This is a genomic window from Sphingobacterium shayense (assembly GCF_013179575.1).
Lineage (GTDB): Bacteria > Bacteroidota > Bacteroidia > Sphingobacteriales > Sphingobacteriaceae > Sphingobacterium > Sphingobacterium shayense.
The window spans coordinates 1-15,777 of the sequence record NZ_JABMCQ010000034.1; the positions used below are offsets into that span (position 1 = coordinate 1).

Below are 15,777 nucleotides of genomic sequence, written 5' to 3' on the forward strand. Positions count from 1 at the left end.
GTTGTTTATTTGCAAAGTATGTATTTTTTTAAAAAAATTTAATAAAAACACAGGTATTTCCTATATTTGTTTCAACAAGACGGTAAAAAAGTGAAAGTTTTGTTAAAAAATTGTTACTCCCTCAAAATAACATAGGTTTATAATTGGTTAGCGTAGAAGTTCCTCTCCCCGGGGAGCTTCTTCCTTTTTATTCTTTATCAACTGATAAACCATTATTGTATAATAATTTTGTTTTTTTTGTAAAAATACTAAGTATTTTTCTAATTGTATTTTATTTTTGATAAAAATTTAATCCTTTTTTGAAATTGTTGTATTTTTTTGGTAGATCATAGTCTTTTTAGAACGGTTGCATTTCTAGATTATGTATATTTACGCGTATGGATTTTAACGAAATGGAGGATGTTCGTATATCTCGTAAGAAGCCAATTTATCCGGTGGCTGCTGGTTTAACGAAGTACTTGCGTATATATCAACGTGACGCTAGACTGCCTGTGTGTTATCGTGACTTGTTAACCTTTACCGAAACAGTTCCGGTAATGGATAAATATGGAAATGACACATTTTGGGAGACACCTTTGTATCCGCCACACCTCCAGGACCAACTTTACGAGGGGCTAAAAGTTGTGTATGCAGTGCTTAAGGCATCTGGAAATACTCGGATAGTTGAGCATAAAATTATTGATCGTATTGAATATTGTGCTTTTGGTAATACGAAACCTTTTCGTGTCCGTATAATTAATAGACTTAATGATGTATATGATTACTTTTACATTAAACAAGCAGACGCATCGCGAATATATGGACTAGAGCTGGAAGAAATATTATCTCCAAATCAAGTGAACTACCTTGTCGATCGAGAGACGTTGGTAGAAGAGCATATTGTGGGTATCCCCGGGGATGTCTTTGCGAAAAATGGGCTACTAAATCCAGAATATAATCAAACTCGAATCGCTAAAGAATTCGTCAAGTTTAATGAGCGTTGTATAATCTCTTTGCTTGGAGATATGAGGGCATATAATTTCGTTATGCAGATAACTCCCGATTTCGATGACTTTCAGTTTCGTATACGAGCAATTGACTTCGATCAACAATTTTATGAAGGAAGTCCTCGTGTATATATGCCACAGTATTTTAAGGAAAATTTTCCACTAGTTAAACTGGCTATGGAGCATCTTAACGAAAAAACGGTGTTACAGTATCAGCAAGAAGAACGCTCATCTATTGTTCATCGCGTCCGAAGTGAACGACACCGGATCAAGGATCTCCGTGATGCATCCAAATTGCAGGAATTGTCTACTCCTGAGAATATTAAACAGCTTCGAGATGGGTATGGTTCATTTTTTAATGATGCGTCCTATTTAAAATGTCGGACAATGACCGATATTGTAGAGCTGAACGTTAAGAACGTAATCCGTCAAGTGAAACTCTAACGCATTCTCTTTTGATTATCTTTGACGAAGGCTTCCCATCCAGAGTAGGATTTTGATGACGTTGACGTGTTATTTTGTTGAAACGCGTGGCATACAGCAACCGCAAGACCATCCGTCGCATCTAGGAATTGCGGCGTCTCGTTGAAATTCAAAATTGTCTTAAGCATCGCAGCGACTTGTTCTTTGCTTGCAGAGCCATTTCCCGTCACAGATTGCTTGATTTTCTTTGGTGAGTACTCGAAAATAGGGATGTCGAAGTTTAATGCGGCAGCCATAGCAACTCCCTGAGCCCGTCCTAGTTTTAACATGACCTGTATGTTTTTTCCATAGAATGGGGCTTCGAGCGCAACACAGTCGGGCTGATATTCTTGAACTAAAGCAGAAGTCTTTTTGAAAATTCGCTGTAATTTTAATCCATGATCATCTAGATGGCCCATTTTCACAACTCCGAGTGTGACTAGTGATAACGTTTGTCCGACTTGCTTGATTATCCCATATCCCATAATAACTGTTCCTGGGTCAATTCCCAAGATAATTCTTTCCTTCGCCTTTTCTCGTATCATTGTACAATATTACGATTTTTTAATTGCTGTTTTCTATTGTTCGTGAATGCTGATTAAAAATGCTGCATGGTAAGTATATATCCATCGGTGGTGCATTTTTATTGGATACTTACGATATTTAATTTTAAAAGACGTCATAGATTAACGATCAGATTGGTTTAGGTTTCGTGAAAAATTAGTAACATTGTGTTTTCAACTAAAAGATTGACAAAACATCAAAAAAAATACTTAAATCTCGGAATTAAACTCACGATCGTAGGTTTGGCAACCTGGTTTATTTTTAATAAAGTCAACGATCAAGGAAACCTTATTGAGTTTAAAAATCTCATGGGAGGGATTAGATTTCCTGTCTTACATATCACGCTTGTTTGTGTGGTATTAATGATGTTAATGAACTGGGCGCTGGAAGTAGTTAAATGGAAGTTTTTAAGTAGACGCATCGAGCAGATAAGTTGGGGGAAGGCGATAAAATCTGTGTTCTGCGGTTTGACATGGGCAATTTTTACGCCCAATAGAATTGGTGAATATGGGGGCAGAGTTTTGTTGCTTAAATCGCAAAATCGTGCCGCAGGGGCAGTTGCGATGGGGGTTGGGTTATTTGCGCAACTTGTTTTGACCAGTGTATTCGGATCTTTAAGTATCGCTTGGTTCGTTGCTACATATTTACCTACACCAAGTTCCGTTAAATTTGGAATATGGCTCTTGGCCGTGATTTATGCTATTGCCTTTATCGTTCTTTATTTCAATGTGCAGTGGGTGGATTACTTAGTAGGTAAATTTAGGTTTTTGAAAAGACTAAAACCTTCTTTCGCTATATTAGAAGATTTTAGTTCGCGTGAGCTATCGTATGTACTGGTCCTCTCCTTAGCGAGGTTTGTAATATTTACATCGCAATATGTTTTGCTTATGGTTATCTTTCTACCGGAACTTCCTCTTGTTTCGCTAGTATTGATGATATTTATATTGTTTTTTGTACAATCTGCATTGCCCTCGTTGGATATTTTTGACTTTAGCGTGCGAAGCTTTGTCGCTAGTAATCTATATGGCTATATAACTACACAAGAAATCGCCGTCATGGCAATTGTTTCGTGTATCTGGTTTGTAAATTTAATTTTACCAGCGGTTGTTGGGTCTGTGTTTGTGTTTAATGTGAATTATGTCGGTAATAACAAGTCTTAATCTATTTCTCATCGCCATGCTTGTTATTTATATAGGGTTGATGCTTTATATCCGGCGCGGCTGGTCGTTGATTAAACCGTATAAATGTTCTGATAAAAGTATCTGCACCAAAGTATCTATATTAATCGCTGCCCGGAATGAGGAAGACAATATTGGGCGCACCATCGACGCTATTTTAAAGCAAGAATTTCCTAAAGATTTTTTTGAGATTATAGTCGTAGACGATCACTCTACAGACAATACAGCTTCCATTGTTAAATCTTACGCCGATCAAGGGGTTCAGCTGTTGCAGTTAAATGAGGGAGATAAGCTGAATTCGTATAAAAAGCTAGCGATTAAGCGCGCAATAGACTTAGCTACAGGCGAAATAATTGTCACTACTGACGCGGATTGCCGGATGGGATCAACTTGGTTGAGAACGGTCGTGACTTATTTTGAACGCATGGATGCCTACATGGTATCGTCTCCGGTGATCTATTCAGAGGAAAAAAGTTATTTTGAACGTCTTCAGACGCTAGAATTTCTTTACTTAATAGGACTCGGAGCCGCAGGAATTGGAAACGGTCGTCCCACGACCTGTAATGGAGCAAATCTTGCGTACCGCAAGGATGTGTTCTATGAGATGGGTGGTTTTAACGGAATAGATAACCTTGCTTCGGGAGATGATGAGCTTTTTTTGCACAAAGTAGCAGAACGCTATGCAGATAAAATTTATTTCTGTAAATCAGTTGATGCGGCTATATATACCGATGCAAAGCCGACACTGCGATCCTTCCTTAACCAGCGCAGGCGGTGGGCTTCAAAAAGTACGAAGTATAAAGATAAGCGAGTTGTGATCTTAGGAGTCTGTTTTTGGACATTTAATGTAGCTCTGCTCGTTGGTTTGGTACAGTTTCTAATTCATCTCCCCGAGATTCATATGCTATTTTTAGTTGCTTTAGGAATGAAAGTTGTAGCTGAGCTCGTATTTATCTATCCAATAGCCGTATTTGTAAACCGTCGGGAATTGATGTATCAGGTGCCAATTTTAACATTAATACACGCATTCTATCTTGTGTATATAGGGCTAGCTGGTAATGTTGGTAAGTACGACTGGAAAGGACGGAAAGTTTACTAGGCTTTTCTACCCTCAACGCTTTCTTTAATGATATCGTGTGCCCTGTTTACAATCTCTTCAATAGTTAATCCTTGAGTGTCAATTGGGTTGAGAACTTCCCAACGCATCGATGTAAAAGGACGTAAAGGGAAGATACCATATTTGACCATCTGATAGGAATTTTTTATTGCTATAGGAACTACCAATGCCTCAGGATTTTTCTTTAACAACGTAGCGATTCCACCAATAGAAAATGGTTTCATTTTTCCTGTTTTGGTACGTGTTCCCTCGGGGAAAATAAATGCGGACCAATTTTTGGTTTTCATATTGTCCGCCAATTTCAAGATTTCCGCGATAGACTGCTTTGGATCTTGTCTATCTATATTTGCTGCTCCGCCGTGTCGGAGATTAAATGAAATGCTAGGAATGCGTGCTTCCGCCAGTTCGATTTTCGATATAAACTTTCCGTGGAACCGTCGTAGAAAGAATATTAATGGCGGAATATCATAGGTGCTCTGATGATTGGCAACAAAGACGATGGGGCGATCCAAAGGAAGATGTTTATTATCAATAAATTCGGTGCGGTTAAAAAGCGTATAATTGCATGCAACTAATAGGCCATTTAATACATCTACGCTCCATTTGTGAGCGTTATATCCGCCGAATTTAAGGCAAAGCCACTGAACGGGATGAAATATGATTAATGACAAAGAGAAGCATAAGTAGAAAATTGGCGTAAGTACAAAACCTAACAGTTTTCTCATAGTTTGAAATTTCACAAAAATACATTTTTTCAAAATTATGCTTTTTTTCGTCTTCAACAATACTAAATGGCGCGACGGGTTGAAAAAAATAGATATTTTGAATGACACCTTTTGCGGTATAACGGCTACAATTGGGCGTATTCCTTCAGCGAATCTGCATCTAGGTACGAGATTTGCATACTATGCCTTCAGTTAATGAGGTGACTGCTATATAGATTGGCAGCCCGATTGTGATATAGCGCAACAATAGTAATATATGCGATTAGTGTTTATAATAACGTTGATATTCCAGTTTTACGGATGTATTGGACAGGATTTTAAAGGGAACTGGCGGGGAGAAATTGAAGTTCAAGGGGTGAAGTTACCTATTGAACTTATACTCAAACACGATAGGGGCGATGTTTGGACTGCAAGCATGGCCGGTCAAACAGCAGTAAATTCGTTCCAGTTTTCTAGCGTACATATAAGTGAGGATTCTGTTTTTCTCTCGAATAGCCAGAATAGAATTTCTTTTCAAGGGCGCCAGGTGCGTCAAGACATGATTCGCGGGGTGTTTAAAAGAGGGAGTACAAGTATTCCTCTGGTTTTACGCTCCTATGTAAAAGAAATAAAACGCCGACCTCAGACGCCTATAGCACCTTACCCCTATGATACCGTTGAGGTAAGTTTTTTTAATGATTTCGATCAGGTAAAACTTGCAGGGACATTAACGGTTCCTAGGGATGGCGCAGGACCAATGCCTGCTGTTGTGTTGGTAACCGGAAGCGGTCCACAAGATCGAGATGAAACCATAGAAGGCCATAAGCCTTTCAAGGTTATTGCAGATTATCTCACGAGGCGTGGAGTCATGGTTCTTCGCTATGATGATCGTGGTGTAGGTAAATCTAAAGGCGATTATCCTAATAGCACAGTGGGCGACTTTAGCAAAGACGTGATAGGAGCAATAGATTATTTAAGGAAACAAAAGAATGTCGATTTAGATAACGTCGGTGTTCTGGGACACAGTGAAGGGGGGTTAATAGCTATGTTGATTGCTGGCCAGAAATCGGCAAAAGTTAATTTTATTGGCTTGTTAGCACCTCCGGCTATAGCTATTGATTCGTTGATGGTGCTACAAGCGTACCAAGTCGGCCGATCGGTAGGTCTCTCTGAGGAAGAATTGATCCAAGCACGCACAATCAACCGAAAGAATTTTTCGGTCGTAAAGAGCACGCTTTCCGATCAGGATGCTTATACACAAATAATGAGGAACGTTTCTTCTGTTTTTCCGAGGCCAACTCAAGAGCAGAAAAACGAATTTAGGATGCTCGTGACTTCACCGTATCGGTATTTCATGCGCATAGATCCTGTTCCTTTCATTCGTCAGATTAATATTCCGGTATTTGCGGCCTATGGCACCAAGGATGTGCAGGTACCATATGCGGTGAATTTAGAGAGTTTGACAAATAATTTACCCGTAGAAGCTAACCCTACGCTAAAGGTATATGATGGACTGAACCATTTCTTTCAACAAGCGAAGACCGGCGGAGTAAGCGAATACGCGAGCTTAGAGGAGACTTTTAGTATAGATGTACTCGCGGATCTAGTCGATTGGCTATATACAAAATAGAGCCAATCAACTATTGTAACCAACGAGTCAGATTTTGATAGCTATAGGTTACGGCGTAGTGTTAGCGACCGGGAGGATTTTTCCATTATAGAACTTGTGTCCATTCTGGGCAAATTCCGCGATGTATCTTCCCATTTCAAAAGCGAGGGTGCCCGCTTGCATATTAGGAAAGGCTTCTTCGAACATCTCTGTTTGTGATGACCCTAAAGCCAAGCAATTTACTTTGATTTCCTGAGCTTTGAACTCTTCAGCGAGACATTCCGTAAGTACTGCAAGTGCCGCTTTACTTGCAGAGTAGGCGGAAAGCCCTGGGAATTTAGCGGACCCTTGATATCCACCCATACTTCCAATGTTTACAATGTGGCTTCCTTTATTCATTAGCGGCGCGATATGTTTTATCATATTCACGTGCCCAAGTAAGTTCGTTTGAAATACACGTGCGAAATCTTCCATCGAAGTATCTAAAAATGATTTGTTTACTAACGCCCCTGCGTTGTTTATTAAAATATCAACAAAGTCAAATTTTGATTTTATAAAAGGCAAAAGGCCATTTTGATAATCGTCAAATACAATGTCGAATTGAGCAGGGAAAAGTTTCCCACCCTCGGGGTTTAATGAAGTTGATAATTCATGTAGTTTGCGCAGCTTATCAGCTGATCGAGCAAGTGCAATGACATTATTCTCTTTATTCGCCGTTAAATCTAGTACGGCTTCAAAACCAATACCACTGCTTGCTCCAGTTATTATAATATTTGCCATAGATTCATTCTTCCTTTTCGAGTTCTTGTTCTACCTCCGCGCTTGATGGTAACCTTTCCGCACCTAAACGGCTAGGCCTTAATATATAATAAATACCAGAGGTTGCAATTAATAATGAAATTAAGTAAAACACCAGACTGATTAGCACTGCCAAATGGCTATCTAACTGGAAATATTCGGCGCCAAACGTCATAAGCGATTCTCGCAGTCCGACACCCCCGAGAATGGATGGAACTATCGCAACAAGTGAGGACAAAAGAAAAATTAATAAGTACGGGGAAAACTTACCATCAAAGTGCATTGCATATAAAATAGAAACAGCACTTAACGTTTGGAAACCCTGTACTGCGAGAGCTTTTATATGGGTAATTAGAAACTTTCTAAAAAAATCTCTAAAAAATAGATGCATAAAATACAAATAGGTTGAGGTTCCAATAATGAGAGTTGCTATAGTAACAACATTAGGGATTTCGAGCCTAGGCATACATATAATCAGTACTCCAGTAATAATCGTTAGAGCCCATAACCCACTAAGTCGGTCGAAGAATACCGCGCTAAGGACTTTTCGACCTCGAACATTATGATTTTTCTTGAGAAAATATATTTTGTAACCGTCACCGCCGATCCCGCCAGGAAGGAAGAAATTATATAACAACCCAAGTTGATATAGCCGCATATTGTAACGTTCGCTCACGTTAAGACCTATCACTTTTAGAAAGCTGTTCAGTCTCGAGGACGCTATTATTTGTGATATCGCATAGCTTAATAGTGCTAAAACAAAATAGCCTGGATTGCAGTCTACAAGTGCTTCTTTTAAATCTTTATATGATATTTTTGTGGACACCCAATATAAAGCTCCCAAGGTGATAATGACCTTGAAAAGAGTTTTAGAAATTGTCCATATACTTTTTTTGCCCATTTAGACCGATACTTTTCTATAATCAATTAAAAACACCCAGAACACGAACGTAGAACATAATTAGATAGAGACATGTGAATATTCCCGAAAGAGACATCAGCCAATTTAAGTCAACGCGCATATATTTGTTTTTTAACACCGAAACTAGCAGCGTGATAAATGCTAGCAAAAGTAAAATTGGCGATATGATAGACCAAATCGAAGGAAAACTGACGTTCGATTTCATTGCACCTGGATTGGTGAAATAAATTATAATTGGCGCAGCAATTATAATAACAGTTAACCGTAGTACAGCTTTAGCTACAATTTTGCTTATGGTATGATTTTTGGACAAACTCATCAAGGCAATTTTATATATTTGCGAATATACTCAAAAATAGAAAACTAAATTTTACATTATGCGAAAACATATCTTATCAGCATTCACAGTGTTTGCATTAGTGATGTTATTGGCTTCTTGCGGGGCACAAAAGAAGTCAACCGGGGGGTCATCATCTACCCAAACCTCATCCGTTGGAAGCGAAGGTCCTTCCGCAGGGCAATGGCGTAGCGGCCTTAAAGGTAAATGGGTTTTGAACTCCGTTGATCGCGAAGATATACCTGCCGCATACACTATTAAGAATATTTTTGATGAAGCGCCAGTCGATTGTTTTCTAGGCTCGGTGTGGACATTGCCTGGTGGGAATTATCGCGGCTCAATTGCGTTTAACGCTTCAGGGACTTTGTGTGCCGATGGTGCTGTACGTACAATCGTGTGGTCAGTATATGATGATAAAAATGATAACGTACAACCGGAATTTCAATTTAAGAAGATTTACGCAGGAGAATCACCTAAGAATGTAACTTCAGGGTATAGACTTGATCTATCATATAGCGATGGTCAATCTTTGGTCATGAGAATGGCTATTCCATTGGACGAAGGGTCAGGTAATCTTGTGTTTAACTTCACTAAAATTCAGGAATAGACAATGTTTATTACAATTCAATAACATAAATCTTCTGAAAGCCTGGGATACCACTCCAGGCTTTCATATTTTAATAATAGTTTCAGGAGTGGATGACCTCGATTTCCAATAGAATTCATTGGTTTTCTTGAAATTTACGCTCACTTCTGAAATATGAGGTGTTTTGCATTTTTATCAGACCGAGTGTGTTAATATATAGGTAGAAAGTTTTAATAATTGTTATTTTTGTCAAATATTGAAAAGCATGGATACTCCTAAAATAGCATTTATCACAGGTATAACTGGGCAGGATGGCGCCTATCTCGCGGAATTTCTTCTGAAAAAGGGCTATGTCGTCCATGGGTTGAAGAGACGCTCATCGATGTTTAATACCGACAGGATTGATCATTTATATCAAGATCCACATGTAAGCGAACGTAATTTTATACTTCACTATGGTGATTTGACAGATTCGAGTAATTTGATTCGTATTATCCAAGAGATACAACCAGATGAGATATACAATTTGGCAGCACAGTCACACGTTAAAGTGAGTTTCGATACGCCGGAATATACAGCTAATGCAGATGGAATTGGAACACTACGAATATTAGATGCGGTACGCTTATTAGGCTTAGTAAATAAGACCCGTATTTATCAAGCTTCGACATCCGAACTTTACGGACTTGTACAAGAAGTACCTCAAAGTGAGCGTACCCCATTTTATCCGCGTAGTCCTTACGCTGTTGCGAAAATGTACGCGTATTGGATTACAGTAAATTACCGCGAAGCCTACAATATGTATGCTTGCAATGGAATCCTTTTTAATCATGAGAGTCCGGTCCGAGGCGAAACATTTGTAACGCGTAAGATAACAAGGGGCGTTGCGAAGATTGTTTTAGGGCTACAAGATAAATTGTATTTAGGGAACCTTTCTGCTCAACGTGATTGGGGTCATGCTAAAGATTATGTTGAAGCAATGTGGCTCATCCTTCAGCAAGAAAAACCGGAAGATTTCGTTATTGCCACAGGTATCACTACTGCTGTTCGAGAGTTTGTCCGAATGGCTTTTGCTGAGGTGGGTATTGAAGTTGAGTTCAGTGGTAAAGGCGAAAATGAAAAGGGAGTTATCATTGACTGTGATATGGATCTGTTGACCAGCCTTAATATTCCCGTAGAAAATATTAAGCTCGGGCAGACTGTTGTCAAGGTCGATCCTGCATATTATCGCCCAACAGAGGTCGATTTGTTAATTGGGGATCCGAGTAAGGCAAATAATCAACTGGGATGGTTTCCAAAGTATGATCTGTCGCTTCTTGTTAAGGAGATGGTAGAAAGTGATTTGCAGTTGATGCGTAAAGAAGAATATCTCCGCAAAGGCGGCTTTAACGTGATGAATTATTTCGAATAAAAATCATCAACGGGCATGTGTTAGTTGGAATAGTTTTTGCTAACCTAACATATTGTTAATATTTAAGTTGCTTTAGGGTAACAGAGAGAAGAAGATTATAATGCACGAAATACAAGATTTAGAAGATATCGAAAAGGAAGGTACCTATGACACCCAAGGGGGAAGAAAAGAGGAACCTCCGAAAAGGAATAATTCAAAAATTTATTTTTTCATAATCGCTATCGCAGCTTTGTTGGCTACGAACGTATATTTTTATGTTAAGTTTAAATCTTCTGGCGAAAAGCTTTATACAATGGCGATTCAGAAGCAAGATTTGCAGATCGAAATTGATCGTATTGAAGCTGAATTAGATAATTTGATATCATTAAAAAATGAGAATCCCGATAATGCCTTAGAAGCATCTGAAAACCGTGCACGGGAGATTATCAAGGATTTACGTGCTAAACTTGAAAACCAGACCATATCTGACGCTGATATTGCATCAGCCAGACGAGAGGTTGCTGTTCTTAAAGGGGACGTTTCGGATCTTCGCATTAGCCTTAATGAATTAAAAGCAAAAAATGATCTGCTCCAGAGAGAAAATAGTGATTTAGCTAATCAAATAACTTATGTAGATCAACAAGTAAATACTCTTTCACAAGAGAACAACGTGTTGAAAAATCAGGTGGTGGCGGCGTCAGCTTTAAAGGTGTCGAATATACAAGTTAATGGGGTTTCAATTTCAAAAAGTGGGAATATTAGTGTAGAAACTAAGACGAGACGGGTCGACGAACTCCAAATCTTATTTTCCATAGCAGACAATACCTTGGCAAAGATGGGTTCCAAAGAAATTTTTGTTCGTATTATTGATCCTGTCGGAAATCTATTTGGCGATGCGGATAACATTTTCTATGTGCACGGAGAGAAGTTGCAGTATACATTTAAAGATCGGATAAACTTCACTAATAAAGGGGAAGAGTACCAATTTATGTGGCCACTAGATAAGTTTCAAAAAGGTGCTTATACTGTTCTCCTGTATAATGAAAACGCTATTATGGGCAGAGCGGGGCTAGTGCTTAAATAAACTGCAGCGCAGGAAAAAAAGTGTACCTCAAGGGGTATGGCAACAGTTATTGATCAAATTGAGTTCGTACTATCTTATTAGATTTCCTTTTTTTTAGGTAACCGAGTATAAATTCGGCAATAAAGAGCTATGATAGATGATTAAACATTATTTTCCTCGTAACCTTACGTCGAGGGGAACCATTAATCACCAGGTATAGAGCATATTACTTTTGTTTCATTTCTGATAATTTATTTTTATTCCTTGAGTCTTGGAAGAGTAATAATAAATGTTGTTCCAATATTAGCTTTAGTAATAAATCTGATCTTCCCACCAATTCCGGTTACCGTTTGTTTTACAAATGCTAAGCCTAATCCGGTTCCTGAACTTTTAGTGGTGAAATTAGGTTTAAAAATATTTGGAATAACTTCTTCTGGAATTCCATATCCGTTATCGTCGATCCGAATAACGATCCAATTATCATCCTTGTAGCTCAGGTTAATACCGATACGAACTTTTTTTCGGCCTATACTCGCTTCTATAGCGTTCTTGAATAAATTATTGAATGACCGTAATACCTGATCTCGATCTCCAAGTATGAATACTTCCTGATCGTCTGTATCATTAGTTAACAGGATACTAGTTTGTGTGTTGTTGAACAGATTCATGGCTTTTAAGATTTCTTCAACCAAATTGATTTTTGTTAAATTCGTTTCAGGTAGTTTTGCGAATGCAGAAAATTCGGTTGCAATCTTTGACAGACTGTCTATTTGTTCGATGATAGATTCAGATACTCTATGAAATCTTTCCGAGAATTTTGGATCACCAGCATTGTATGTTCTAATGAGTTGCTGAATTCCAAGCTTCATTGGCGTAAGCGGATTCTTTATCTCGTGCGCCACTTGTTTAGCCATTTCACGCCATGCCTTCTCTCGCTCCGCGTCACGTAGTTGCTTAGCGCTATCTTCTAGTTTGACAAGCATATAGTTGTATTCTTTAATGAGCATTCCTATTTCGTCATTGCGCTCCCAATAAAGAGGTTCATTTATTTTGTTGGATAACTGTGTTTCGGCGAGTTTTTGACGTACGATGTCGAGAGGTTGTGTGATTTTTCGTGATAATGCCACCGCGATAAAACCAAAAAGAATAATGATAAACGTATAAATATTTAGTATTGTATTTAGAAGTAAATTTTTGCTTGCGGTGGCATCTTTTTCTGTTGTGTAATATGGGATATTAATATAAGCCATCGTTTTATATTCTTCATCCTTTAAGATTGAATAAGTTGACGCGAACTTAAAGTCAGAGATACTTTCTTGCTCGTATGCTTCGGACTTGCGTAATATGGCTAATTTGTTAAGTGCTGATGGATTAATGTAATTTGAAATCAGCTTTAAATCGAAAATACGCGGCTGTGAGGAATACAAAAGTTTCCCTCTACGGTTATAGAGGTTAAAATTTGTCATGGTGGAAGGCGCCATGTCTTTAAGCATGCTCACTATCTTAGTGTCGAGGTCATCTTTTACTGTGCTTAAATGATTCTCGATGCGCTTCGTAATCTCAGAAATTTCACGCATCCGTGCGGTTGTCGTTGATTGTTCAATTTGCCTGTTTATACTAATAAATGCGATCGCTCCAGACAAGAAAATACCTAATAACACCGATAGGATAACTAATGCTTGAATCCGCGTACTGTATTGCGTATTGTTGAATAATATTCGAAAGTGGTAGCGTATTCGTCGAGACTGAAACGATTTGTCCGAAATTGTTTTGATTAGATAGTTCGTGGAGTTGAATATGCCGAAAAACACCAGCAGCACGATGAAAATAATGGATCCTAGTGCTAAAAACTCCCATAGAGTTGTGTTTCGTTTACTCAGCACGATCGAAGTGTACGGATCCGGCTTATAGCCTAAATGAATGTAGTTATCATTTTCCTCTAACTCCGAATATTGTTCGACCTCAGTGTTGGAAGAAGTCTCTTTTTCTGGATAGCTATATGAGCCATATTGAGTCACCAAACTGCCTCCTTTATAAAGTGCATAAGAGTTATCTCGTAAGGTTTCTAGTTGCCAGCTTGGATTTTTATTGTCAGATAATATTTCCGGATATGGAAGTAGAGTGCTGTAGGATTGGTTTTTGAGATTAATATAAATATGGTATCGTCTATCTGGATCGTGCTCATAGGGGACTGATATATGCGTAATGTATTCATGTGTCCCCAATTCACTGCGCAAACGATAAAAGTTTGAAGTCAAAGGAATTTTTACAGCGCTTTTAATTACATTCTCTCGAAATTGAGCGGCTTTATTGACCGGGTAGTTTTCTAATGGCCTACCATCGTTGTTATAATAATATGCTTCGAAATCAAATTTCGATAGATATCCGCTGAGGTATCTCGTTTTAATGTAATCTGTTATATAGGATACGTTATGTGTGCTATCATTTAGGTTGATCAATTTTTCTAAACGGTAATCATTGTTAATATTCTTCTCCAATTCAATAAAAAGGGAAACGGCATTCATATCGTCCTCAGCAAGCAAATGAGATATGGCCAGTTTCATCGTCTCCGTTTTTTTAATTCGGTTGTAGTGATTATACGCAATTACGGAGATACTCGAGATTAAGAATATGGTGGATATAAAGACCGATAGTTGATAGGGAATTGCGTCATTATATGTTTTATAAGTCCTGAGAAATATTAAGATCCCAAAGAAGATACAAAAGAACACGTTGAAACCCACGAACGTCGTTACTATGAGCGAAACAATAAGGCAGATCAGCTCAATATTTAACATTAACGTGATGTCTTTTAGAAAATATCGGATCATTTGAACAATTCCGTCTGTGTATAATATCATCGCTGTAACATTAAAACAGAATAATATTATACAAATCCAACCGTAAAAGCCCAAATCAAGAATCTTGGTAAAATCTTGCTCATGCAAAGGGGAGTGTGTTAAAAGTGTTCCCAAGAAATAATACATGAGCTGTGCAATCACATAAATCGAGAAAATCCCAACAAAGGAAAGGATGACTGGGCTATAACCTTTGTGTACAAAAGCAGGTAGAACTAGTCTTTGTTGTATAATTTTGATAAAACAGAGTAGCCAGAATATTGATGCGGTCGTTGTCAAGTACGACCAAATGTTTGGTAGGAATTCGTTGTATGCGTAATATTTCGGATCGAAGATTTCTAAACTTGAATGTATCGAGAGCCAATTAGATTTTAGATCAATATAGCGCACCAGAATCAGAACTGCTAAGAAGAGAAGTATAGCGAGCCACGGATGGCCGTTTTTTGCAACGTGGAAACAGATACTGTTGATAAGGATTAAGAAACAAATCAATGCGGAAACCCAGCAAATAAACTGAAGTGTAATATATATATTGTCTTTCTTACCATCAGTCAATTTTATCGAGAAAAGATAGCTTTTATCTTTGCTATATATATTTCGAATATGTTTGTCGTCATTATATTGTGCAATTTCAATATTATTGACGTCAATATCTGGAAGAAAATTGTTTCCGAGGAATTTATTTGGACTTTGAAAATTATCTCTTATTGGTACCAGTGCTAAGACGGATATACCATGATTAAGCTCTTTTTTACGCACAAGAAAAGAGCGATTTTCCGATTGTAGATAGGATGTTTCCCGACGCAAACCTACATCGGTTACAGGAACATAAATGTTGGTTGACCAGTGTACAATTTGATTGTCACGATAAATATAGAAGTAGATATTTTCCTTAGCCAATTCATGACTTATAGTGGAAACTTGAACAGGATAGTTGTCTACATTTTGAAAAGTTTTACTTACCAGAGTGTCGTTTATTACCTCTTCAATTCGATCCTCAAATTCATGTATCTTCGAGGTAAGTTTACGTTCGTCCAAAGTGAGCATATCCTCATCGGTAATTGTGAAGTGGATAGTTATAGCAGTACCAATTAATGACAAAGTAAGAATTAAGAGAAGGAATCGAATCTTGGTAAGCATTTAAGTTACGTTTCGTGAATTGTAAATATAAAGAAAAGTCCCTGCTATTTAATAATAACAGGG

Annotated in this window: 12 protein-coding genes; 7 read left to right on the forward strand and 5 right to left on the reverse strand. The window is 38.1% G+C overall.

The genetic code is table 11. The features are described 5' to 3' along the window. The first annotated feature begins 377 nt into the window (after window positions 1-377). Window positions 378-1,430, forward strand: a complete 1,053-nt coding sequence (locus tag HP439_RS06175; RefSeq protein ID WP_172389474.1) for a hypothetical protein — start codon at window positions 378-380, stop codon at window positions 1,428-1,430. Here the strand turns inward: HP439_RS06175 and ruvC are convergent. Then, window positions 1,427-1,993 carry a crossover junction endodeoxyribonuclease RuvC gene (ruvC, locus tag HP439_RS06180; RefSeq protein ID WP_172389475.1) on the reverse strand — a complete coding sequence of 189 codons (567 nt, stop codon included), beginning with the start codon at window positions 1,991-1,993 and terminating at the stop codon, window positions 1,427-1,429. The two genes, HP439_RS06175 and ruvC, sit on opposite strands and share 4 nt — an antisense overlap. 261 nt (window positions 1,994-2,254) lie before the next feature. Here ruvC and HP439_RS06185 point away from each other — a divergent pair, with 261 nt between their 5' ends. Both HP439_RS06185 and HP439_RS06190 read left to right on the forward strand, forming a co-directional pair. Further along, complete coding sequence (locus HP439_RS06185) at window positions 2,255-3,172, forward strand: flippase-like domain-containing protein (RefSeq protein ID WP_246229276.1); 918 nt, start codon at window positions 2,255-2,257, stop codon at window positions 3,170-3,172. Then, on the forward strand, window positions 3,150-4,289 hold the full coding sequence (locus HP439_RS06190) for a glycosyltransferase family 2 protein (protein WP_246229278.1): 1,140 nt from the start codon (window positions 3,150-3,152) through the stop codon (window positions 4,287-4,289). The genes HP439_RS06185 and HP439_RS06190 overlap by 23 nt, the downstream gene beginning before the upstream one ends. Here HP439_RS06190 and HP439_RS06195 read toward each other — a convergent pair. Further along, window positions 4,286-5,032: a lysophospholipid acyltransferase family protein gene (locus tag HP439_RS06195; RefSeq protein WP_172389477.1), complete on the reverse strand. Its 747-nt coding sequence runs from the start codon at window positions 5,030-5,032 to the stop codon at window positions 4,286-4,288. The genes HP439_RS06190 and HP439_RS06195 overlap by 4 nt on opposite strands. 256 nt (window positions 5,033-5,288) lie before the next feature. Here HP439_RS06195 and HP439_RS06200 point away from each other — a divergent pair, with 256 nt between their 5' ends. Beyond that, window positions 5,289-6,641, forward strand: coding sequence for an alpha/beta hydrolase family protein (locus HP439_RS06200; protein WP_172389478.1), 1,353 nt, complete (start codon window positions 5,289-5,291; stop codon window positions 6,639-6,641). 48 nt (window positions 6,642-6,689) lie between these two features. On the opposite strand, the gene HP439_RS06205 is transcribed toward HP439_RS06200, so the two are convergent. Further along, complete coding sequence (locus HP439_RS06205; protein ID WP_172389479.1) at window positions 6,690-7,400, reverse strand: SDR family NAD(P)-dependent oxidoreductase; 711 nt, start codon at window positions 7,398-7,400, stop codon at window positions 6,690-6,692. A 4-nt stretch (window positions 7,401-7,404) separates the two neighbouring features. After that, window positions 7,405-8,319, reverse strand: a complete 915-nt coding sequence (locus tag HP439_RS06210; protein ID WP_172389480.1) for a lysylphosphatidylglycerol synthase transmembrane domain-containing protein — start codon at window positions 8,317-8,319, stop codon at window positions 7,405-7,407. 398 nt (window positions 8,320-8,717) lie between these two features. On the opposite strand from HP439_RS06210, the gene HP439_RS06215 reads away from it, so the two are divergent. From HP439_RS06215 to HP439_RS06225, 3 genes are all read left to right on the forward strand, one after another. Then, the gene (locus HP439_RS06215) at window positions 8,718-9,284 is read left to right on the forward strand and encodes a hypothetical protein (protein WP_172389481.1); all 567 of its coding nucleotides are present in this window, start codon (window positions 8,718-8,720) and stop codon (window positions 9,282-9,284) included. Between the two features lie 244 nt (window positions 9,285-9,528). Further along, window positions 9,529-10,674: a GDP-mannose 4,6-dehydratase gene (gene gmd, locus HP439_RS06220; protein ID WP_172389482.1), complete on the forward strand. Its 1,146-nt coding sequence runs from the start codon at window positions 9,529-9,531 to the stop codon at window positions 10,672-10,674. Window positions 10,675-10,774: 100 nt separating this feature from the next. Then, complete coding sequence (locus HP439_RS06225; RefSeq protein ID WP_172389483.1) at window positions 10,775-11,737, forward strand: hypothetical protein; 963 nt, start codon at window positions 10,775-10,777, stop codon at window positions 11,735-11,737. Between the two features lie 236 nt (window positions 11,738-11,973). Here HP439_RS06225 and HP439_RS06230 read toward each other — a convergent pair whose 3' ends face one another. After that, window positions 11,974-15,714 carry a sensor histidine kinase gene (locus HP439_RS06230; protein ID WP_172389484.1) on the reverse strand — a complete coding sequence of 1,247 codons (3,741 nt, stop codon included), beginning with the start codon at window positions 15,712-15,714 and terminating at the stop codon, window positions 11,974-11,976. Between the last annotated feature and the right edge of the window lie 63 nt (window positions 15,715-15,777).